The following is an 18,890-nucleotide window of genomic DNA, read 5'->3' as shown; positions in this document are numbered from 1 at the left end:
GACGGATAACGCCGTTTTCAGCCAGGAAAAGGTCTTTAAGTGACGAGTCGATGGGAGGGGCTGATTCCTCAGGGCGGAATGTTCGCACTTTTCGTTGCGTGTATTGGAATCGATCGATAAGTTCGATCAGAACGTGACGGGAGACACAATGCCGGCGGAGCAGGAAACGTCCGGCACGCCAGCGAGGAGGTACCAACCGATGAACATTGATCTCGAAGAACTTGCCGCCATCATCGAGCAGCTGGACAAGACCGATTTCACGGATTTCCGGTATGAACACGGGGACCTGCGCATCCAGGTGCGCCGCGGCGGCTACTACGATGACGCACCGGCAGCCGCACGGCAGCCCGCCGCGGTGCCGGCCGCCGCCCCTGAGGCCGGGACCGCCGCCCCGGCTCCGGCAGTGCCCGCAGTACCTGCGGCCGCCTCAGCCCCGGCGTCCTCAAGCATTACCGCCGCCAACCTGCCGGACGGGCACATCGCGGTAACCGCCCCCATGCTGGGCACCTTCTACAGCGCGCCCAAGCCAGGCGAACCGGCATTCGTCAAGGTGGGCGACGTCGTGGATGCCGACTCCGTGCTCTGCATCGTCGAGGTCATGAAGCTGATGAATTCGGTCAGCGCCGGTGCCGCCGGCGAGGTCAGCGCCGTCTTCGTCAACGACGGGGACCTCGTGGAGTTCGAACAGCCGCTGTTCGCCATCAAGGCGACGGCATGACGGAACGACAGACCGAGCGCGTCTTCGTGGCCAACCGCGGCGAGATCGCGCTGCGGATCATCGAGGCCTGCGACCGGCTCGGCTACGATACCGTCCTGGGCGTCTCCGCCGCAGACCGCAGCACCCTCGGAGCCCGCCGGGCCGGCCGGACAGTCGTGCTCGGCGGACCACGGCCGGGCGAGAGCTACCTGAACATGAACGCGGTGCTGCAGGCGGCCATCTCCACCGGCTGCACGGCCATCCATCCCGGCTACGGCTTCCTCTCCGAGAATCCGGAGTTCGCCCGGCAGTGCGCCGAAAACGGCATCGTGTTCGTGGGCCCCTCCCCGGAGGCGCTGGAAGCGCTCGGCGACAAACTCACCGCACGGCGCCTGGCCGAGTCCCTCGGCGTGCCGGTCTCCGCCGGAGGCACCGCCGGCACTGCGGCCGAGGTCCGGGAACTGGCCGGGCGGATCGGCTATCCGGTGCTGGTCAAAGCCGCGCACGGCGGCGGCGGACGCGGCATGAAGCTGGTCACCGGCCCCGAAGAGCTGCAGGACGCCTGGCAGTTGGCTTCGGCCGAGGCGGAGTCGGCCTTCGGCAACGGCACCGTGTTCCTGGAGCGGTTCGTCACGGACGCCAAGCACGTGGAAGTCCAGGTCCTCGGCGACCGCCACGGCAACCGCGTCCACCTGGGCGAACGCGAATGCTCGGTCCAGTACCGCTACCAGAAGGTGGTGGAGGAGGCTCCCTGCGCCGCGCTGCCGGAAGCCACCCGCACCCTGCTGCACACCAGCGCCCTGAAGATCGCCGACGCCTTGGACTACGTCGGCCTGGGCACGGTGGAATTCCTCTACGACGTCACACGGGACGAGCTGGCCTTCCTCGAGGTCAACCCGCGGCTGCAGGTGGAGCACCCGGTCACCGAGGCCGTCACCGGTGTGGATCTGGTCCGCGAACAGCTGCTGGCCGCCCTGGGCCACCCGATGACGTTGCGCCAAGCCGACATCCGGCTCACCGGCCACGCCATCGAGTGCCGCATCACGGCCCAGGACCCGGACAACTCGCTGGCGCCCTCACCCGGCACCGTGGCCCGGTGGCGCCCGCCTGCCGCCGGCGGGGCCAGACTGGACTCCCATATCTATGAGGGCTACCGGTTCCCGCCCTTCTATGACGCACTGATGGGCAAGCAGATCGTCTGGGCCCCGGATCGGACGGCCGCCGTCGAACGGATGGACTCGGTCCTGGAGCAGTTCGAGATCGGTGGCGTCACCACCTCGCTGCCGCTGCTGCGGCGGATCCTGGCGCATCAGGACTACCGCAGCAACGTGGTCACCACCCACTGGCTCAACGACTACCTCAACGATTACCTCGGCAACGACGTCGAACAGGAGGTGCACTAATGGCAGACATCAACCTCGTGGATGTGTCCCTGCGGGACGGAAACCAAAGCATCTGGGGTGCCACAGGCGTCACCACCCGGATGGTGGAAGGCGTGTCGCCGGAACTGGACCGGGCGGGCTACCGGGCCATCGAGCTGGCTTCCAGCACCGTCCTGGCCACGGCCGTGCGCTACCACCGCGAAGATCCGTGGGAACGGCTGCGCGCAGCACGGGACCGCATGCCGCACACGAAGTTGGGATTCCTGACCACCGGCAAGCGGTTCATCACCTTCCACCGCACCCCCGACGCGGTCTTCGAGCTGGCTTTCAGCCTGCTGGCCCGCAACGGGATCACCCGGCTCTGGGTGATCGACCCGATGCACGATATGGAAGGGGCCAGGCGGACCGCGGAAATGGCCAAGCGGGTGGGCTTCGATGAGGTCATCGGCGGTGTGTGCTACACCACGAGCCCGGTGCACACCGACGACTACTTCGTACAGAAGATCGCCGAACTCGACGGTTCCCCCGCCATTGACGGCATCTACCTGAAGGACCCTGCCGGGCTGCTGACGCCGGACCGCGTGCGCAGCCTGGTGCCCAGGCTGCAGGGGGCCCTGTCCGGCAAGAAACTGGAGGAAATCCACTCGCACACCACCACCGGCATTTCCCCGATCACCGTCCTGGAGGCAGCGGACCTGGGGATCCCCACCATCCACTGTGCGCTGCCGCCGCTGGCCAACGGCGCCTCCCACCCCGCGGCCCAACAGTTGGTACGCAATCTGCGCGCCCGCGGCCACAACGTGGACGTGGACCTGGACGCCATGGACCGGGCCTCGGACTACCTGAAGCGCCAGGCGAAAATCAAGAACCTGCCGGTCGGCACGCCGAACGAATACGACGAGGCCTACTACCGGCACACCATCCCCGGCGGTGTGCAGTCCACCACCCGCCGCCAGCTGGGCGAGATCCGCCGACCGGAACTGTTCGACGCGGTGATCGAGGAATCCGTGCACGTGCGCGAGGATCTAGGCTGGCCGATCGTGATGACCCCGTTCGCACAGTACATCGTCACCCAGGCCACCCTGAACGTGATCTCGGGCGAACGCTACAAGCAGATCTCCGACGAAGTGATCGACCTGCTGCGCGGAGACTTCGGGCCGCTGCCCGGCCCGGTGAACCCGGAACTGCTGGACCGGGCGATGGCCACCAAGCGCGGCCAGCAGCCGGTGAACGACGGCGGGGACGTCACCATTGCGGACCTGCGGCGCCGCTTCGGCGCCACCATCGGCGACGAGGAACTGCTGCTGCGCGCGGTGATGCCGACCGAGCAGGTGGACGCGATGTACGCGGCCAAGACCTCTTCCCCCGCCTCATCGCTGAAGCGGCTGCTTTCCCTGCTGGAGGACCGCCCGAAGCTGCACTCGGTCTCGGTCAGCGACGGCAGCACGAAATTCTCGCTTGAACGACCGCACACCCAGGAGGCAGCGCTGTGAGCGCCGTAGATAAGGCGAACGCCACCGTGCTCGGCTCCCGGGGCTGGGTGCTGGACGTGGACGGCTGCCTGATGCGCACCAAGCGCGCCGGCGGCGCCGGCGGGGAGGCCATGCCGCACGCCGCGGACCTGGTGGCGGCCCTCTACGAGGCCGGCCACGCCGTCGTCGTCTGCACCAATGCCTCGGAGAAGACGCCTGCCGAATATGCCGCCCACCTGCGCGCCCAGGGCATCGGCGTCCGCGACGAGGACTTCGCCACCGCCGGCAGCGCCGCGGCGGAATACATCGCGCACCACTACCCCGGGGCCCGGGTGCTCGCCGCCGGCGCAGAGGGCCTGGCCGCACCGCTGCGCCGACTCGGCGTCGACCTGGCCGAACCCGGCCAGCCGGGGCTGGCCGACGTCGTCGTCGTGGGCGCCGCGGACGGCTACAGCACCGAGGTGATCAACGCCGCCAGCCTGGCCGTCGATGCCGGCGCCCCGCTGTTCACCACCGTGGACGTGCCCTGGTTCCACGGGGGCCTGGACAAATCGGTGTGCGTCTCGGCCGCGGTCGCCAACGCGATCGGCTGGGCCACCGGCGCCACGCCGCAGGTCCTCGGCAAGCCGTCCACGGCGCTGGCCGAGACCCTGCTGCGCCGGCTCGGCGTGCCGGCGGCCGAGGTCACCGTGGTCGGCGATGCCACCGTGGAAATCCGGCTCGCCCGGCACATGGGCGCCAACAGCGCCCTGGTGCTCTCCGGGGCCACCACCGGGGAGCACCTGCGCACCCTCGAGGGCGACGCCCGTCCCGACCTCGCCGTCGCCGACGTCGCCGAACTGTACCAACTGCTCTATCCCACCCTTCCACTGACGCAAGGAGCCCGACCATGAGCCAGGACATCTCCCGTTTCCCGTTCTTCCACGAGGCCGAGGCACCGCAGGGCGCCGAAGGCTGGGAAACCATGTACCCCTACTACCTGGTCCCCTCGGAGGAGACCCGGAAGCATGAGGACGCCCAGTTCTGGTTCGCGGACACCATGCACTGGTCCCGCGGCTGCCACCCGTTCGACAGCATCGGCGCCGAAGCGGTCTACTACGGCGCCGGGGCGTTCAGCACCCGCATCTTCGCGCTGCCGGTTTCCCTGGGCCTGGACGTGCGGGTGGTCAACGGCTACGTCTATATCGCCCCATTGGCCGTCACCGATCCGGAACGGATCCAGGAGCGCGTGGGCGTCTTCCAGCAGCGCGCCGGCTACTACTACGCCAACTGGGACGAGCTGTACGGGAAGTGGAAGACCAAGATGGACGGCGCCGTCGAGTCCCTGCGCTCCATCACCTTCCCGAAGCTGGATGAATATGACCCGGACGAGGTGGTCGACGAGGCCCGCGGCCGCTCCAGCTCCGTGGCCGTGATCGAGAACTACCACCGGCTGATCGACGAGTTCTTCGCCATCTGGCAGTACCACTTCGAATTCCTCAACCTGGGCTACGGCGGCTACATCACCTTCTTCCAGTTCTGCAAGCAGGCCTTCCCGCTGATCACCGAGCAGAGCATCTCCAGGATGGTCGCCGGCGTGGATGTGCTGGCCTTCCGGCCCGATGACGAACTGCGCAAGCTCGCTGCCCGGGCCAACGAGCTGGGCCTGGCCGGCGAGCTCGCCGCCGGGGAACCGTTCGCGGTCCTGCGCGGGCGCCTGCAGGAATCCGGCAACGGCCGCGCCTGGCTGCAGGATTTCGAGGCCGCCCGCCATCCGTGGTTCAACTACTTCACCGAGTACGGCTTCACGCACGACCAGGAGACCTGGAACTCGGATCTGTCCGTGCCGCTGCAGGGCATCGCCCGCTATGCCGCCAAGCTGGCCGCCGGCGAGGACATTTCCCGCCCGATCGAGCGGCTGCGCGAGGAGCGCGACGAGATCGTGGACGAGTACCGTGCGCTGCTGACCGAGGACGAGGCCCGGCAGTTCGACGAACTGCTGGGTCTGGCCCGCAAGGTGTTCCCGTACATCGAAGAGCACAACATCTACGTGGAGCATTGGTCCCACAACGTGTTCTGGGAGAAGACCCGCGAACTGGCCGCGTTCCTGGTGGACGCCGGCTTCCTCGCCGAGGCGGACGACATGTTCTACCTGAACCGTTTCGAGCTGGACACCGTCCTGGCCGACGTCGTGCAGGCGTGGGCGATCGGCGTGCCGGCGCGCGGCAAGCAGCGCTGGCAGGCCGAGATCGAGCGCCGCAAGCCGATCGTCGCCGCCCTGCAGGCCGCATCCGCCCCGCCGGCCTACGGCATCCCGCCGCAGCAGGTCACCGACCCCTTCGCGGTGATGAACTACGGCGTCACCACTGAGCGCGTCAATGACTGGCTCGGGGCCTCCGGTTCGGCAGGAAATTCGTTCAACGGCATCCCGGGGTCCCTCGGCGTGGTCGAAGGCCCCGTCCGCGTACTGCGTTCGGAAAAGGACCTGCCGCTGCTGCAGCCGGGCGAGATCCTGGTCGCCCCGATCACCGCGCCGTCCTGGGCGGCCGCCTTCGCCGTGGCCACCGGCGTGATCACCGACATCGGCGGCATGATGTGCCACGCCGCGATTGTCTGCCGCGAATACGGCATCCCCGCCGTGGTGGGCACCGGCTTCGCCACCGCCCGGCTGAAGACCGGCCAGCGGGTCCGCATCGACGGCAAGGCGGGAACCGTCGTCGTGCTCGACGCAGACGACGCCGGGGACACGGACCTCGACGACGCCGCTGTGGCCGCCCGCTAAGCCGTCCGGAGACGTAAGGATTCAGACCATGTACACGCTCGAATTCAGCAACCCGTCCTGCCAGGATGTCCGCGAAGTGGGCGGCAAGGCCGCCGGGCTGGCCGCGATGACGGCCGCCGGACTGCCTGTCGCCCCGGGCTTCGCGGTCACCGCCGCCGCCTACCGCCGCTACCTGGACGAGGCCGGCCTGCGGCAGTTCACCTCCGAAGTGCTCGGCCGGCTCGGTCCGGACGCCGGCCAGGCAGCGTTCGACGACGCCGAACGCACCATCACTGCCCGGCTGGCGCAGGTGCCCCTGCCCCAGGAGGTGGCAGACGGCATCCGGGCCGCCTATGCCGGGCTGTGCCGGGACACCGGGGTGGAGGACATGGCCGTGGCGGTGCGCTCCAGTGCCACCGCGGAGGACTCGGTGGGCGCCAGCTTCGCCGGCGAGTTCGAAACCTGGGTGGACATCACAGGAGCCGAGGACGTGCTGGCCTACGTGCACAAGTGCTACCTCAGCGTCTTCGCCGGCCGGGTGCTTTCCTATCTGGCCGAAAAGGAGATCGAGCCGCACGCCGTCGAAATGGCCGTGGTCATCCAGAAAACGGTGCGCGCCCGGTCCGCCGGGGTGATGTTCACGCTCAGCCCCACCAGCGGGGACCGGTCCAAGATCGTGTTGGAGGCCAGCTGGGGGCTGGGACTGTCCGTGGTCGGCGGCGAAGTCACGCCGGACAGGTTCCTGGTGGACAAGATCGGGCTGGCCATCGTGGACCGCACCCCGGGCCACAAACACATCGAATACCGGCGCGGAGATGCACCCCAGGACGTGCCGGCAGAGCGCCGCGAAGTGCTCTGCCTGGACGACGACGAGGTCGTGGCCCTGGCCACCCTGGGCAAGCGCCTCGAGAAGATCCACCGCGCGCCCCAGGACATCGAGTTCGCCGTCGACGAGGAACTGCCGCCGGGCATGAACCTCGTCCTGCTCCAGTGCCGTCCCGAGACGGTCTGGTCCAATGCGGAACGCAAGCCGGCCTTCGATGCCTCCGCCGGCATGATGAGCTGGATCGCCGGCAGCATCTCCGGCGCCCCGGCCGCCACGGCGGCGGATGTCGAAGGCGTCCACACCCACTCCCACAAGCACTGACGCAGCCACCGACTGACTGAGGAAGACACATGACCGACCAACTCTGGGATCCGGAATTCGACACCAAGCCATGGGACGAACTGCAGGCATGGCAGCGCGCCCAGCTGGCACCCTTCCTGACCGGGCTGGCCGGCCGTTCGCCGTTCTATGCCGCCCGGCTGGCCGGGATCGACGCCCGGCGGGCGGCCGAGCCGCAACTGTGGACCCAGGTCCCGTTCACTACGAAGGATGACCTGCGTGCCGGGCAGCAGCAGGCTGTCACGGACAATATGCTCGGCGACCTGCAGGGCGTGGAAGACCCGGAGGTCAGCCAGGTCATCGCTTCCTCCGGGACCACCGGGGCTCCGGTCTTCTTCGGCCTCACCGAAGAAGACCGGCTGGCGTGGACCGACAGCATCGCCAACATGTTCTTCACGGCCGGTATCCGCAAGGACAGCGTGGTGGCCCTGACCACCGGCATGCCACTCGTGGCCGGCGGCATGCCCTATGCGGACGCGATCCGACGCATCGGCGCCACGCTGGTCTGGGTCGGAGGCCAGACCCCGGCGCGCATGGTTGCCATCACGGAAAAGCTGAAGGTGGACACGATCGTTGGCACGGCGTCGTTCGCCACCTTCTTCGCCGGCCGGTGCGCAGAGGTCCTGGAACGTCCGGCGAGCGAACTGGCGGTACGGACCATCATCGCCGGCGGCGAACCCGGGCTGGGCCAGGAAGCCATCCGGGGCCGGATCCGTTCGGACTGGGGCGCCACCCGGATCAGCGAGGTCATGGGCCTGGGCGATGTTATGTCGGGGCTGTGGGGCGAGTGCCCCGAAGGCCCCGGCATGCACTTCACCGCCGGACGCAACGTCTACGTGGAACTGATCGATCCGGACACCGGTGACATCGTCGAGTGGACTCCGGGAGCCAAGGGCGAGGCCGTCTACACCACCTTCACCCGCCAGGCCACCCCCGTACTGCGCTTCCGTTCCCGGGACCACCTTGAGGTGCTCGCCACCTCCGAATGCGCCTGCGGGCGGACGGCACCGGTTGTCCGCTGCATCGGGCGCACCGACGACATGCTGATCTACAAGGCCATGAACGTCTTTCCCAGTGCCATCCGCGACGTGGTCATGGAGGGATTCTCCGCCGAGATCGCCGGCCCGCTGCGGCTGCGCAAGGAACGGACGGAGCAGGTCCGCTTCGACGATCCGATTCCACTGGAAATCGAACTGCCCGCAGGAGCCGGCGGACCGGAGGCCGGCGACCTGGCCTGGCGGATCGGCGAGCGGGTCCGCGAACGGCTGCGCGTCCGCGTCGCCGTGGAATTCGTGGACCCGGGCACGATTGCCATCGGCGAATACAAGAACGCCCTCACCTACGCGAGGGCATAGCCGTGGCACCGGTGCGCTACGAACCGGCGCTGGACGTCGCGTCGCTGGCCGCGGTCGACATGCACGTGCATGTCGAGGCGGACAGCCACGGCCACCTCTCGCTGCCGCAGCCGCTGATGGAGGCCTCGGCCAAGTACTTCAGGGCCGGGGACCGGACCCCGTCGCTGGATTCGATCGCGGAGACCTACCGGGGGCTGAACATGGCCGCGGTGGTCTTCACCGTGGACGCCCGGACCCGGCTCGGGCACGAGCCGAACAGCATCGAGGAGATCGCCGAGGGCGCGGCACGCAACAACGACGTGCTGATCCCGTTCGGCTCGGTGGACCCGCTCACCGGCGCGGACGCGATCGACCGGGCCAGGCGCCTGGCCGGGGACTGGGGGGTGCGCGGGTTCAAGTTCCATCCGAGCCTGCAGGGCTTCAACCCCGCCGACGAACGGTTCTACCCGCTCTGGGAGGCGCTGCAGGAGCTCGGCCTGCCGGCCGTCTTCCACACCGGGCAGAACGGCATGGGTGCCGGCCTGCCCGGCGGCGCCGGGATCAAGCTGGGCTACTCCAACCCGCTGCTGCTGGACGAGGTCGCGGCGGACTTCCCGGAGCTGCAGATCATCATGGCCCACCCCTCGGTGCCGTGGCAGGACGAGGCCAACTCGATCGCCACGCACAAGGCGAACGTGTTCATCGACCTCTCCGGCTGGTCCCCGAGGTACTTCCCGCAGTCCCTGGTGAAGCTCGCCGGCTCGGTGCTGCAGGACAAGGTGCTCTTCGGCACCGACTTCCCGCTGATCACCCCGGCCAAATGGCTGGACGCCTTCGCGGAACTGCCGATCAGGGACGAGGTCCGGCCCAAGATCCTCAAGCACAACGCCGTAAAGCTGCTGGGACTGCGCTGAGGCAGCAGGGGCGCCGTGTCCGCTGCGGACTCGGTGCCCCTGCAGTGCTGCCGGAACGGCCCGCCCTACCGCGACGCCTGCGCGATCCGCTCCTCGATGCTGGCCGCCGCCTGCCTCAGCGCCGCCACATGCACGGCCATGTCCACCCGGCGGAAGCGGATGCTCGGCGTCGCCACCGTCACGGCGGCCACCGGACGGCCGGTCACATCGCCAATGCTCACGCCAACGCCGGACACCCCCTGCTCGGTCTCTTCGAAATTGGTGCCGAATTCGGCCCGACGCACCTTGGTCATGCTGCGTTTGAGCATCGCCATCGTGGTAATCCGGCTGGTGGGCCAGGCCGGCAGACCGTTACGGTAGAGCTCCTCAAGCTCGGCATTGCTCAGCTGCGCCAGGATCGCCTTGCCCCCGGCGGAAACAAAGGCGGGCATCTGGTCTCCGATCCGCATGCCCACCCGCAGCGAGGATTCCGATTCCACGCCGTCGATAAACTGGATATTGCCTCCGCGCAGGACCATCAGCTGCACTGTTTCGCCCAACCGGCTGTGCAGTTCCAACAGCGGACCGCGGGCGTATTCACGGAGCCTGCTGATCGAAAACGGTTCCATGGAGCGGTCCATCAGCGCCGGACCCAGCCGGTAACGCCGTTCGCGGTCCTGGCTGACAAAGCCGCGGAAGGCCAGCGCGGACAGCAGCCGGTGGGCCGTGGAAGGGGCCACGGCCAGATGCTCCGCCGCCGTCTTGACCGAAACAGGTCCGCGCTCGCGCATCAGCAGGAGCAGGAGCAGCGCGCGGTCCACGGACTCCACGGGCGAGGTCTCGGCTTTGGGCATGTATGCATTATGCCTTCCGGCTGTGCCTGCGGCCGCGGCCGGTAACGCACCGGGTGTGCACTGGAGCTGTCCGTCCAAACCGGGAGATGATCATGCCGCTGAACAACTACGGCGTCCTGGCGGCGAGCGCCGTCGACAGCCGGCGCGAAGGCGCCGTGGATTCGCCGCACTACCAGATCGAACTGCGCGACGCGGCCGGAACGCACTACCGCGCCGCGGTCAACGTGCTCTCCGCCCAGGCGCCATCCGAGCTGCTCTACCTCGCCGACGAGGACTTCCATCACCCGCTGCTGGCCCTGCTGCCGGAGACCGCCGCCGGCTGGACGCCGCTGCCGCAAGGTCCGGGCCGCGCCAACCTGGACTTTATCCGCGGCAACCTCTTCGACCGGGCCGGCATGCGCCCGATCCCGCCGAACGTGGCGGGCCCGGACAATGACCTGGCGGACAAGCTGGACCACTATGTGCAGCGGGCCATCGCGGACCAGTCCGCCCTGGTCTACGTATTCGGCCAGCGCTTTGGACCCGAGCCCGGGGTCAAGGACAAGGTCTTCGGCTTCCTGCCCGGCAACGGCGTCCACGACGTGCACATGAACCAAGGCAACAGCGGCCCGTACGTGCGCGACGACGGTGTGTGGCAGGACGGCGGCCTGCTCTTCCGGTTCCCCGGCGAGGACCGGTGGGTGGCCGTTTTCCTGGCCTTCCAGAGCCAGTCCTGGCACACCGACGATGCCACCGGCCACACGGTCGCCGAGGTCGGCCCGGTCACGGACACCGGGGCGATGCGGATCCTGGCCGCGCTGGCCAATCCCGCCGGCGGCGCACCGGAGGCCGAGAGCGTGCTGCTGATCAACGCCTCACCGGGTCCCGTGGACCTGGCCGGCTGGCGGCTGGCCGACCGGTTGAAGCAGAGCTGCCCGGTCCCGGCCGCCGGGCCGCTCCCGGCCGGGGAAATCCTCCGGGTGCCGGTCGCGGCGCCGGCGCAGCTGGGCAACAGCGGCGGGCAGATCACCCTGCTGGACGACGCGGGGCTGAAGGTCCACGGCGTCGCCTACACCCAGGAGCAGGCCCAGCGGGAGGGCTGGACGATCATCTTCTGAGCCGCCGTCCTACTGCACGGTCCCGCGTCCGTCGTCCACGCCGATGTACCCGGTCCCGAACGGCTTCGGGCGCAGGGTCAGCGCCACGGCGCCGGCGCCGGTAATCGTGCTGTCCACGAGTTCGAACGCGGAGGGAACCGCGCCGTCGTCGAACAGGCGCTTGCCCTTGCCCAGCGCCACCGGGAAGAGGATCAGCCGGTACTCGTCCACCAGGCCGGCGTCGTGCAGGGTACGGGCGAGCCGGTGGCTGCCGTGCACCTGCAACTCGCCTCCGGGACGGGACTTCAGCCCGGCCACGGCCCCGGCGACGTCGTTGGAGATGACTCTGGTGTTCTGCCAGGTCGGCTCCGTCACGGTCGCGGAGACGAGGTATTTGGGCAGGGTGTTCATGGCGGTGGCCACGGAATTATCCGGATCGGTGACCTGCTCCCAGTAGGGCTGCATCATCTGGTAGGTGGTGCGTCCGAGCAGGAGGGCCTCCGCCTGGGCGAACCAGCCGTCGACGATGCGCCCGAAGTCCTCGTCCACGTGCGGGACCAGCCAGCCGCCCAGGTCGAAGCCGCCGCTCACGTCCTCGTCCGGCCCGCCCGGGCCCTGCATGACGCCGTCGAGGCTCAGGAATGTGTTCAAGGTCAGTTTCATCGATTCCCTCCCGTTGCCGGCCCGTTCCGGGACCGTTGCCCAGCCTTGACGGGCCAGTGCGGGAAGTCAATAAAGCAGCTGCGGATATTCCGCTGTGCCTGCGGTCACAGGTATTGTTGGGTGACTCAATCGTCGGCAAAAGGAGCCTGGCTTGGGCCTTGCGACAGCATCCGCCAATGCCGTGGCGACCGCTTTCTCCACCGTCCGGGTGCCCCGGCAGGAGCGGCTTCCCCTCTGGGAGGACTACAACAAGCGTTCGCTGATCGGGCTGAGCTGCCGCACCCTGGCTGCCGACGGACTGCTCGCTGCGCAGCGCAACCTGCGGCTGCCGAGGCTGCGCTTCACCGAAATCCGGGGCAACGACCACGTGGTCGAACGCTCGGGTGAGGACATCCGCACCGTGCCGGCCGAATCGCTGCCGCTGTGCCTGCTGCTGGAAGGCAGCGCCTTCTACTACCATTCCGCGGGCTGCGAGACCCTCTCCGCCGGGGACGCCATCCTCTACGACGCGGACCAGCCGTTCATGTACGGCTTTTCGACGGCGATGCGCCAGGTCATCCTCGAGGTGCCCCGCAAGCTCTACCTGGAGCGCACCGGGCAGTCCGGCCTGACGGCTCCCCGCGTCCTGCGTCCCGGGCCAGGCCTGCCGTTCGCCATGCACGCACAGGCCGCGGTGCGCACCATCCGCAATGCGCTGCAGGCGCCTCCGGCTGACCCGCGGCCGGTGGAGGACGCGGCACTGGACCTCTTCGAACTGCTGACCGGCAACCAGACCGGCGCGGCCGCGGCCGGCTACCTGCTCGCCGCCCGGGAGTACATCCGGAACCACCTTCAGGAGGCGGACCTGTCCGCACCCCGGATCGCCCGCGCCGTCGGCATTAGCGAGCGCCACCTCGCCCGGGTCTTCGCCGCCGAGGAGACCAGCGCCGGCCGGGAAATCCTGGTCACGCGGCTGCGCCGTGCCGCGGAGAAGCTCGCGGACCCGCAACTGCATGCCGCGCCGGTCGGCGCCATCGCCGCCTCGGTGGGCTTTACCTCCGCGGCGCACTTCTCCCGCGCCTTCAAGCAGGCCTACGGCCGTACCCCGCGCGAGGCGCGCGGGGAGGCCGCCGGAATTTGACCCGGCCTGACAAAATATTTGCCTGCTTCGGCCATCGGCGCCGGCCGGGACAATCCTCCGCCACGATGAGATGCACATCACATTCATCGGGCGAAGGAGCACGAGATGTCCCAGACCGTTTCCGAAACCACCGGCCAGCTGCACGTCAGCGACGAGATCCCCGCGCTGCTGGAGCGCATCGAGGAAATCACCCCGCTGCTGATGTCCCAGGCGGCGCAGAATGAGGAGCTAGGCCACCTCACCGAGGCCGCCGCGCAGGCCCTGCACGACGCCGGTGTCTTCCGGCTCGGCATCCCGCGGGACCTGGGCGGCTACGAGGCCTCGCCGCGCCAGGTCATCGAGGTGATCGAGAAGCTCGCCTATGCGGATGCCTCCACCGGCTGGGCCGTGATGGCGCTGCAGATGATCACCGGCACCACCGCCGCCTACCAGGGCGCCGAGGCCACCGCGGAGCTGTTCGCCGACGGCGGCTACCACCTGATGGCCGGCCAGGGCACCCGCCTGGGCACCGCCCGGAAGGTCGACGGCGGCTACCTGCTCACCGGGTCCTGGAACTTCGCCTCGGGCCTGCCGCATGCCAGCCACATCCACACCGCTGCGCTGGTCGAAGAGACCGGCGAACCGCTGATCTTCACCTTCCCCAAGGAGCAGGCGCAGATCGTGGACAACTGGGACGTGATGGGCCTGAAGGCCACCGGCAGCATCGACTACAGCACCGAGGATCTCTTCGTCCCCGAGGCCTACACCTACAACGTCGCCACCAAGGAATCCATCCACGGAGGTGCGCTGTACCGGATGGGCCTGGCCAATATGTCCGGGATCAACCACGCCGGCTGGGCGCTCGGCGTCGGCCGCCGGATGCTGGACGAAATGAAGGTGCTGGCGCAAAAGAAGTCCGGCGCTCCCGGCGCCAGCGTGGACACCGACCAGTTCGCGGCCGAATACGCCAAGGCCGAGGCCACCCTGCGCTCGGCCCGTGCCTTCGTCTTCGACGTCTGGGCCGGCAACGAGGCCATGCTGGACCGCGGTGAACTGCTCTCCCCCGAGCAGGAAACCCTGACCCGGCTGGCCCTGAACAATGCCACCTGGTCCGCCCACGAGGTCTGCATGAGCGTCTACAAGTGGGCTGCCACCGCCGCCCTGCGCGAGGGGGACCTGCAGCGCTTCTTCCGCGACATGCACGCGGGCACCCAGCACATGACGTCCGGCCCGGTGGTCCTGCAGGCCTGCGGCCGGATGCTCTCCGGCCTGGCAAAGGACGCCGAATGGGTCTTCTTCTCGCTGATCGAGAAGGGGCAGCGGTGAGCCGCGGCCAGTCCGCCCAGCGGGTCGCGGAGGGCGCCTTCGAGGACATGCTTCCGGCGGAGCAGTTCAAGGCCGCCTTCCGCAACCATCCCGCCGGCGTCGCCGTTGTCACCGCGGACCCCGGCGACGGGCCGGTCGGCCTGACCGCCAGCTCGGTCATCTCGGTCTCGGCCAATCCCCCGCTGCTGGTGTTCTCGCTCTCGGCCTTCTCCTCCGCCGCTCCGGCCCTGGCCCGGGCCGGGACGGTGGTGGTCCACCTGCTCGGTGCGGACCAGGTCCAGCTGGCCAAGACCTTCGCCACCGGCGGCATCGACCGCTTCGCGGACACGGGCAGCTGGTCCCGGCTCGTGACCGGGGAACCGGTCCTGGCCGGTGCGCCGATCTGGCTGCGTGGACGGATCGTGGACCGGATGGAGGCCGGGGATTCCACCGTCGTCGCCGTCCAGGTCCTGCAGGCCCGGGCCCCGGAGCAGACCCCGGACCCGCTGGTCTACCACAACCGGAGCTGGCACACCCTCGGCGAGCAGTCCGCGCTCGCCTGAACACCCACCCTTCGAAGGAGAAAAACTGATGGCACTTGACCAGGCAACCCTGGGCTTCCTCGCCGGCATGACCGAAGCCGCCGGACCGGACGCGAAACCGTTGTGGGAGCTGTCCCCCGCCGAGGCCCGTGCCGCAGGCGGCGGACTGAAGGACCTTTACGGTCCCGGTCCCGAGATGCTGCGCATCGAGGACCATACACTGGCCGGGTTCGACGGCGGCAGCTTCCGGGTGCGCGTGCACGTCCCGGTGGAAAGCCCCTCCGCGGTGATCCTGTACCTGCACGGCGGCGGCTGGGTCCTGGAGGACATCGACGGCTTCGACACGCTCGGCCGGCAGCTGGCACAAAAGTCGGGCGCCGCCGTCGTCCTGGCCGAATACCGCAAGGCGCCCGAGCATCCCTTCCCCACCCCGGTGGAGGATTCCTGGACCGCGCTGCACTGGACGGAGACGAACCTGAAGCAGATCGCCGGCGCCCGGGTGCCGCTCTACATCGGCGGCGACAGTGCCGGCGGCAACCTCGCCGCGGTCACCGCCCTGCGGGCCCGCGACAACGGCGGCCCGGAACTCGCCGGCCAGATCCTGGTCTACCCGGTCACGGATGCCGACTTCACCCGGGCGTCTTATCTGGAGCCGGAGAACCAGTCCTTCCTGACCGCCGAGTTCATGAACTGGTTCTGGGGCCACTACCTTCCTGCCCCCGAGGACCGGCTGCACCCGGAGGCGTCCCCGTTGCGCGCCCAGTCCCTGGCCGGCCTGCCGCCGGCGCTGGTGATCACGGCCGAGCACGATGTGCTCCGGGACGAGGGCGAGGCGTACGCGGCGCGGCTGCGCGAGGCCGGCGTGCCGGTGGAGCACCACCGCTGGCCGGGCCAGATGCACGCCTTCTTCTCGATGGTCAATGTGCTGCCGGCCAGCGCGGAAGTCATGGAGCTGATCGCCGGCAAGGTGAAGGCGGGTTCGCTCGCCAACTGATTCTTGGCCCCGTCCGGGCGGAGCTGGTTGCCCCGCCTTGCCCTCATCCGCGGGCAAGGCGGGGCGGCCGTTCAAGGCACCGAACAGTCGTACGACGGCGGTCCAGGTTCCCCTCCGATCTTCCGGCAGTACCGACTTCCAGCGACGACCGAGACGCAATTCACATGCATATGCATGGAATACGCGGACGTCCCGGCTGTTGACCATAGGTGGGACGACCGACCGGCCGCCCCGGAGCATCCAGCCAAGGAGCAGTCATGACATTCCCGGTTCTTCAGGACAAGGTCGCCATCGTCACGGGCGCGGCGCAGGGTATGGGTGAGGCCACGGCGCGCCTCTTCGCCGAGGCCGGCGCGAAGGTCGTAGTCGCGGACTTCAACCAGGAGAAGGGCCAGTCGGTCGTCGACGAGATCGTCGCCGCCGGCGGCGACGCTTTCTTCGTCAAGGTCGACATCTCCAAGGGCGAAGAGGTCAAGGCGATGGTCGCGGCCGCCGTCGAAAAGTACGGTCGGCTCGACGTCGCCGTGAACAACGCGGCGCTCACCCCGGACCAGGCACCCATCCACGAGTTCGACGAGCAGTACTGGGACCGCCTCATGTCCGTGGACCTCAAGGGCGTCGCCCTGAGCCTGAAGTACGAGATCCAGCAGTTGCGCGCCCAGGGCGGCGGCGGCTCGCTTATCAATATCTCTTCGGTGAGCGGCTTCCGTCCGCAGCCGGGCAACCCCGCGTACATCGCCGCGAAGCACGGCGTGGTGGGCCTGACCAAGGCCGCAGCCCTGGAGAACGGCCCGGAGAACATCCGCGTGAACTCGGTGGCCCCCGGCGCCATCGACACCCCGATGCTCCGCGGGGCGCTTGAGGAGATGGGCATCGACCCCGAGGCCTACGCCCCGCAGCTGAGCCTGCTCAACCGCTTTGGCGACGCCCGCGAGATCGCCGAGGCCAGCCTCTGGCTCGCCTCCGACGCCGCCTCCTACGTCACCGGCACCACCATCCACGCCGACGCGGGCTACACCTCCCGGTAGCCCTGCGTCACCGCGCAGTCCCTGCACCTGCGGCGATCCGACCACAGCGGGACTTGAACGCCGCATCGTCCCGCCAGCGTGGCCGCCCCTTTCCCAAGGGCGGCCACGCTCACGTGAACCCACCGCGGCCCTGGCCGCGCCCGCGCAGCCGGACACCGCCGTCGTACTCCCTGCCGCAAAACGCTGGCGGTCCAGGAATAGGATCCATCGCCCCTGGGTTAGCTCCTGTCGTGAAGAACATCGGATTCCTGTCCTTCGGCCACTGGACCAATCATCAGCAGTCCGGCACGCGCAGCGCGTCGGACGCGCTGCTGCAGGCGATCGACCTTGCGGTCGCGGCCGAGGAATTGGGCGCGGACGGTGCCTACTTCCGCGTCCACCATTTCGCGCAGCAATACGCCTCCCCGTTCCCGCTGCTGGCCGCGATCGGGGCGCGGACCAGCCGGATCGAGATCGGCACCGGCGTAATCGACATGCGCTACGAGAACCCGCTCTACATGGCGGAGGACGCCGGCGCAGCCGACCTGATCTCGGGCGGGCGGCTACAGCTGGGCATCAGCCGCGGTTCACCAGAGCAGGTCATCGACGGCTGGCGATACTTCGGCTTCTCCCCCGCCGAGGGCGAGTCCGACGCCGACATGGGCCGCCGGCACACCGAGCGGCTGCTCGAGGTGCTCACGGGAGAGGGCTTCGCCCAGCCCAACCCGCGCCCGATGTTCCCGAACCCTCCGGGCCTGCTGCGCGTGGAGCCGCACTCTCCGGGCTTGCGCGATCGCATTTGGTGGGGCTCCGGCTCGAACGCCACGGCGGTCTGGGCGGCGCGGCTCGGGATGAACCTGCAGAGCTCCACGCTCAAGGACGACGAGAGCGGCAAGCCCTTCCATGTCCAGCAGGCCGAGCAGATCGAGCTCTACCGGCAGGCTTGGAAGGAGGCGGGGCACGAGCGGGAACCGCGCGTCTCGGTCAGCCGCAGCATCTTCGCGCTGACGGACGAGCGCGACTGGCAGTACTTCGGCCGCGACCGCTACAGCTCCGATCACGTCGGCAACATCGACGAGAAGACCCGCGCGGTCTTCGGCCGGTCCTACGCGGGCGACCCGGACGAGCTGGCTGCGAAGTTGGCGGAGGACGAGGCACTCGCCGCGGCCGACACCCTGCTGCTTACGGTCCCGAACCAGCTCGGCGTCGAGTACAACGCCCACGTCATCGAGTCGGTCCTAAAGCACGTGGCGCCGCAGCTGGGCTGGCGCTGACCTTTCGGCACGCGGGCCTGCCCGGCATGCGCCTGCAATGGTGGGCAGGCCCGGCCAAGGTTTCAAGCCAGGTTGGAAGACATTTGGGTCCCCACCCGACTTAAGCCTGATTTTGCAGGCCTATCTGCCGACTGGCGTCGCCTGACATTTAGGCCCGGAGGCGCCAGCCGTTTAGTTTCCCGCCCCGTGGCGCTTGTCAGATTCGACGGCCAGGGTCGTACCGCGGCGGCTGACGACGCCGACCAGTTTGTGGTCGGAAATTACGGGCGTCCCGGCCTTCGGCCAGGCACCTGAACACGATGTCGCGGTCTGTCATGAATCCTTTGAGCTTGCCGTCGTCGCCGCAGATCGGCAGCGAGCCTTCACGGATCTTGGCACGGTTCCTCGAGGTTG

17 protein-coding genes and 1 pseudogene are annotated in these 18,890 nt (G+C 68.8%); 15 read left to right on the top strand and 3 right to left on the bottom strand.

From position 1 onward, the window contains the following. The first annotated feature begins 199 nt into the window (after positions 1 to 199). Genes accB through LVY72_RS04540 form a run of 8 tightly spaced genes read left to right on the top strand, consistent with a single transcriptional unit; the run spans position 200 to position 9,704 of the window. Positions 200 to 718 carry an acetyl-CoA carboxylase biotin carboxyl carrier protein gene (gene accB, locus LVY72_RS04575; RefSeq protein ID WP_237818292.1) on the top strand — a complete coding sequence of 173 codons (519 nt, stop codon included), beginning with the start codon at positions 200 to 202 and terminating at the stop codon, positions 716 to 718. Continuing rightward, entirely contained in the window at positions 715 to 2,100 is a 1,386-nt protein-coding gene (locus LVY72_RS04570) for an acetyl-CoA carboxylase biotin carboxylase subunit (protein ID WP_237818291.1), read from the top strand. Before accB ends, LVY72_RS04570 begins: the two co-directional genes overlap by 4 nt. Next, complete coding sequence (locus LVY72_RS04565; RefSeq protein WP_237818290.1) at positions 2,100 to 3,572, top strand: hydroxymethylglutaryl-CoA lyase-like TIM-barrel protein; 1,473 nt, start codon at positions 2,100 to 2,102, stop codon at positions 3,570 to 3,572. The genes LVY72_RS04570 and LVY72_RS04565 overlap by 1 nt, the downstream gene beginning before the upstream one ends. Then, a complete protein-coding gene (locus tag LVY72_RS04560) occupies positions 3,569 to 4,444 on the top strand; it encodes an HAD-IIA family hydrolase (protein ID WP_237818289.1) in 876 nt (291 codons plus the stop codon). The genes LVY72_RS04565 and LVY72_RS04560 overlap by 4 nt, the downstream gene beginning before the upstream one ends. Then, the gene (locus tag LVY72_RS04555) at positions 4,441 to 6,312 is read left to right on the top strand and encodes a PEP-utilizing enzyme (protein WP_237818288.1); all 1,872 of its coding nucleotides are present in this window, start codon (positions 4,441 to 4,443) and stop codon (positions 6,310 to 6,312) included. Before LVY72_RS04560 ends, LVY72_RS04555 begins: the two co-directional genes overlap by 4 nt. Before the next feature lie 28 nt (positions 6,313 to 6,340). Beyond that, positions 6,341 to 7,438, top strand: a complete 1,098-nt coding sequence (locus tag LVY72_RS04550) for a PEP/pyruvate-binding domain-containing protein (protein WP_237818287.1) — start codon at positions 6,341 to 6,343, stop codon at positions 7,436 to 7,438. 29 nt (positions 7,439 to 7,467) lie between these two features. Continuing rightward, complete coding sequence (locus LVY72_RS04545; RefSeq protein WP_237818286.1) at positions 7,468 to 8,811, top strand: phenylacetate--CoA ligase family protein; 1,344 nt, start codon at positions 7,468 to 7,470, stop codon at positions 8,809 to 8,811. A 59-nt stretch (positions 8,812 to 8,870) separates the two neighbouring features. Continuing rightward, positions 8,871 to 9,704 (top strand): amidohydrolase family protein, encoded by an 834-nt coding sequence (locus tag LVY72_RS04540; protein WP_237818742.1) that lies wholly within the window; start codon positions 8,871 to 8,873, stop codon positions 9,702 to 9,704. 65 nt (positions 9,705 to 9,769) lie between these two features. Here the strand turns inward: LVY72_RS04540 and LVY72_RS04535 are convergent, their stop codons facing one another. Continuing rightward, a complete protein-coding gene (locus LVY72_RS04535; protein ID WP_237818285.1) occupies positions 9,770 to 10,537 on the bottom strand; it encodes an IclR family transcriptional regulator in 768 nt (255 codons plus the stop codon). Between the two features lie 92 nt (positions 10,538 to 10,629). On the opposite strand from LVY72_RS04535, the gene LVY72_RS04530 reads away from it, so the two are divergent. Next, positions 10,630 to 11,634, top strand: coding sequence for a DUF2278 family protein (locus LVY72_RS04530; protein ID WP_237818284.1), 1,005 nt, complete (start codon positions 10,630 to 10,632; stop codon positions 11,632 to 11,634). Between the two features lie 9 nt (positions 11,635 to 11,643). Here LVY72_RS04530 and LVY72_RS04525 read toward each other — a convergent pair whose 3' ends face one another. Next, positions 11,644 to 12,276 carry a dihydrofolate reductase family protein gene (locus LVY72_RS04525; RefSeq protein WP_237818283.1) on the bottom strand — a complete coding sequence of 211 codons (633 nt, stop codon included), beginning with the start codon at positions 12,274 to 12,276 and terminating at the stop codon, positions 11,644 to 11,646. Positions 12,277 to 12,427: 151 nt separating this feature from the next. On the opposite strand from LVY72_RS04525, the gene LVY72_RS04520 reads away from it, so the two are divergent. The 6 genes from LVY72_RS04520 (at position 12,428) to LVY72_RS04495 (ending at position 18,497) form a co-directional block, all read left to right on the top strand. Then, positions 12,428 to 13,396 (top strand): helix-turn-helix transcriptional regulator, encoded by a 969-nt coding sequence (locus tag LVY72_RS04520; protein ID WP_237818282.1) that lies wholly within the window; start codon positions 12,428 to 12,430, stop codon positions 13,394 to 13,396. Between the two features lie 105 nt (positions 13,397 to 13,501). Then, positions 13,502 to 14,701: an acyl-CoA dehydrogenase family protein gene (locus LVY72_RS04515; RefSeq protein ID WP_237818281.1), complete on the top strand. Its 1,200-nt coding sequence runs from the start codon at positions 13,502 to 13,504 to the stop codon at positions 14,699 to 14,701. A 47-nt stretch (positions 14,702 to 14,748) separates the two neighbouring features. Then, positions 14,749 to 15,243 carry a flavin reductase family protein gene (locus tag LVY72_RS04510; protein ID WP_269092213.1) on the top strand — a complete coding sequence of 165 codons (495 nt, stop codon included), beginning with the start codon at positions 14,749 to 14,751 and terminating at the stop codon, positions 15,241 to 15,243. A 28-nt stretch (positions 15,244 to 15,271) separates the two neighbouring features. Then, positions 15,272 to 16,216, top strand: coding sequence for an alpha/beta hydrolase (locus LVY72_RS04505; protein WP_237818279.1), 945 nt, complete (start codon positions 15,272 to 15,274; stop codon positions 16,214 to 16,216). Positions 16,217 to 16,473: 257 nt separating this feature from the next. Then, positions 16,474 to 17,244 carry an SDR family NAD(P)-dependent oxidoreductase gene (locus LVY72_RS04500; protein ID WP_237818278.1) on the top strand — a complete coding sequence of 257 codons (771 nt, stop codon included), beginning with the start codon at positions 16,474 to 16,476 and terminating at the stop codon, positions 17,242 to 17,244. Between the two features lie 230 nt (positions 17,245 to 17,474). Further along, on the top strand, positions 17,475 to 18,497 hold the full coding sequence (locus LVY72_RS04495; protein ID WP_237818277.1) for an LLM class flavin-dependent oxidoreductase: 1,023 nt from the start codon (positions 17,475 to 17,477) through the stop codon (positions 18,495 to 18,497). A 262-nt stretch (positions 18,498 to 18,759) separates the two neighbouring features. Here LVY72_RS04495 and LVY72_RS04490 read toward each other — a convergent pair. Next, positions 18,760 to 18,858, bottom strand: a pseudogene (locus LVY72_RS04490) (CBS domain-containing protein); the annotation flags it as partial. Between the last annotated feature and the right edge of the window lie 32 nt (positions 18,859 to 18,890).

Origin of the sequence: Arthrobacter hankyongi (assembly GCF_022012395.1) — a bacterium.
GTDB lineage: Bacteria > Actinomycetota > Actinomycetes > Actinomycetales > Micrococcaceae > Crystallibacter > Crystallibacter hankyongi.
The sequence above is the reverse complement of the archived record's forward strand: the minus strand, read 5'-3'. Positions and strand labels throughout refer to the sequence as shown.

Coding starts and splice junctions, on each gene's coding strand:
- LVY72_RS04530 (WP_237818284.1), top strand. CDS start 10,630: ATGCCGCTGAACAACTACGGCGTCCTGGCGGCGAGCGCCGTCGACAGC.
- accB (WP_237818292.1), top strand. CDS start 200: ATGAACATTGATCTCGAAGAACTTGCCGCCATCATCGAGCAGCTGGAC.
- LVY72_RS04550 (WP_237818287.1), top strand. CDS start 6,341: ATGTACACGCTCGAATTCAGCAACCCGTCCTGCCAGGATGTCCGCGAA.
- LVY72_RS04565 (WP_237818290.1), top strand. CDS start 2,100: ATGGCAGACATCAACCTCGTGGATGTGTCCCTGCGGGACGGAAACCAA.
- LVY72_RS04540 (WP_237818742.1), top strand. CDS start 8,871: ATGCACGTGCATGTCGAGGCGGACAGCCACGGCCACCTCTCGCTGCCG.
- LVY72_RS04555 (WP_237818288.1), top strand. CDS start 4,441: ATGAGCCAGGACATCTCCCGTTTCCCGTTCTTCCACGAGGCCGAGGCA.
- LVY72_RS04500 (WP_237818278.1), top strand. CDS start 16,474: ATGACATTCCCGGTTCTTCAGGACAAGGTCGCCATCGTCACGGGCGCG.
- LVY72_RS04515 (WP_237818281.1), top strand. CDS start 13,502: ATGTCCCAGACCGTTTCCGAAACCACCGGCCAGCTGCACGTCAGCGAC.
- LVY72_RS04545 (WP_237818286.1), top strand. CDS start 7,468: ATGACCGACCAACTCTGGGATCCGGAATTCGACACCAAGCCATGGGAC.
- LVY72_RS04525 (WP_237818283.1), bottom strand. CDS start 12,276: ATGAAACTGACCTTGAACACATTCCTGAGCCTCGACGGCGTCATGCAG.
- LVY72_RS04505 (WP_237818279.1), top strand. CDS start 15,272: ATGGCACTTGACCAGGCAACCCTGGGCTTCCTCGCCGGCATGACCGAA.
- LVY72_RS04510 (WP_269092213.1), top strand. CDS start 14,749: ATGCTTCCGGCGGAGCAGTTCAAGGCCGCCTTCCGCAACCATCCCGCC.
- LVY72_RS04570 (WP_237818291.1), top strand. CDS start 715: ATGACGGAACGACAGACCGAGCGCGTCTTCGTGGCCAACCGCGGCGAG.
- LVY72_RS04535 (WP_237818285.1), bottom strand. CDS start 10,537: ATGCCCAAAGCCGAGACCTCGCCCGTGGAGTCCGTGGACCGCGCGCTG.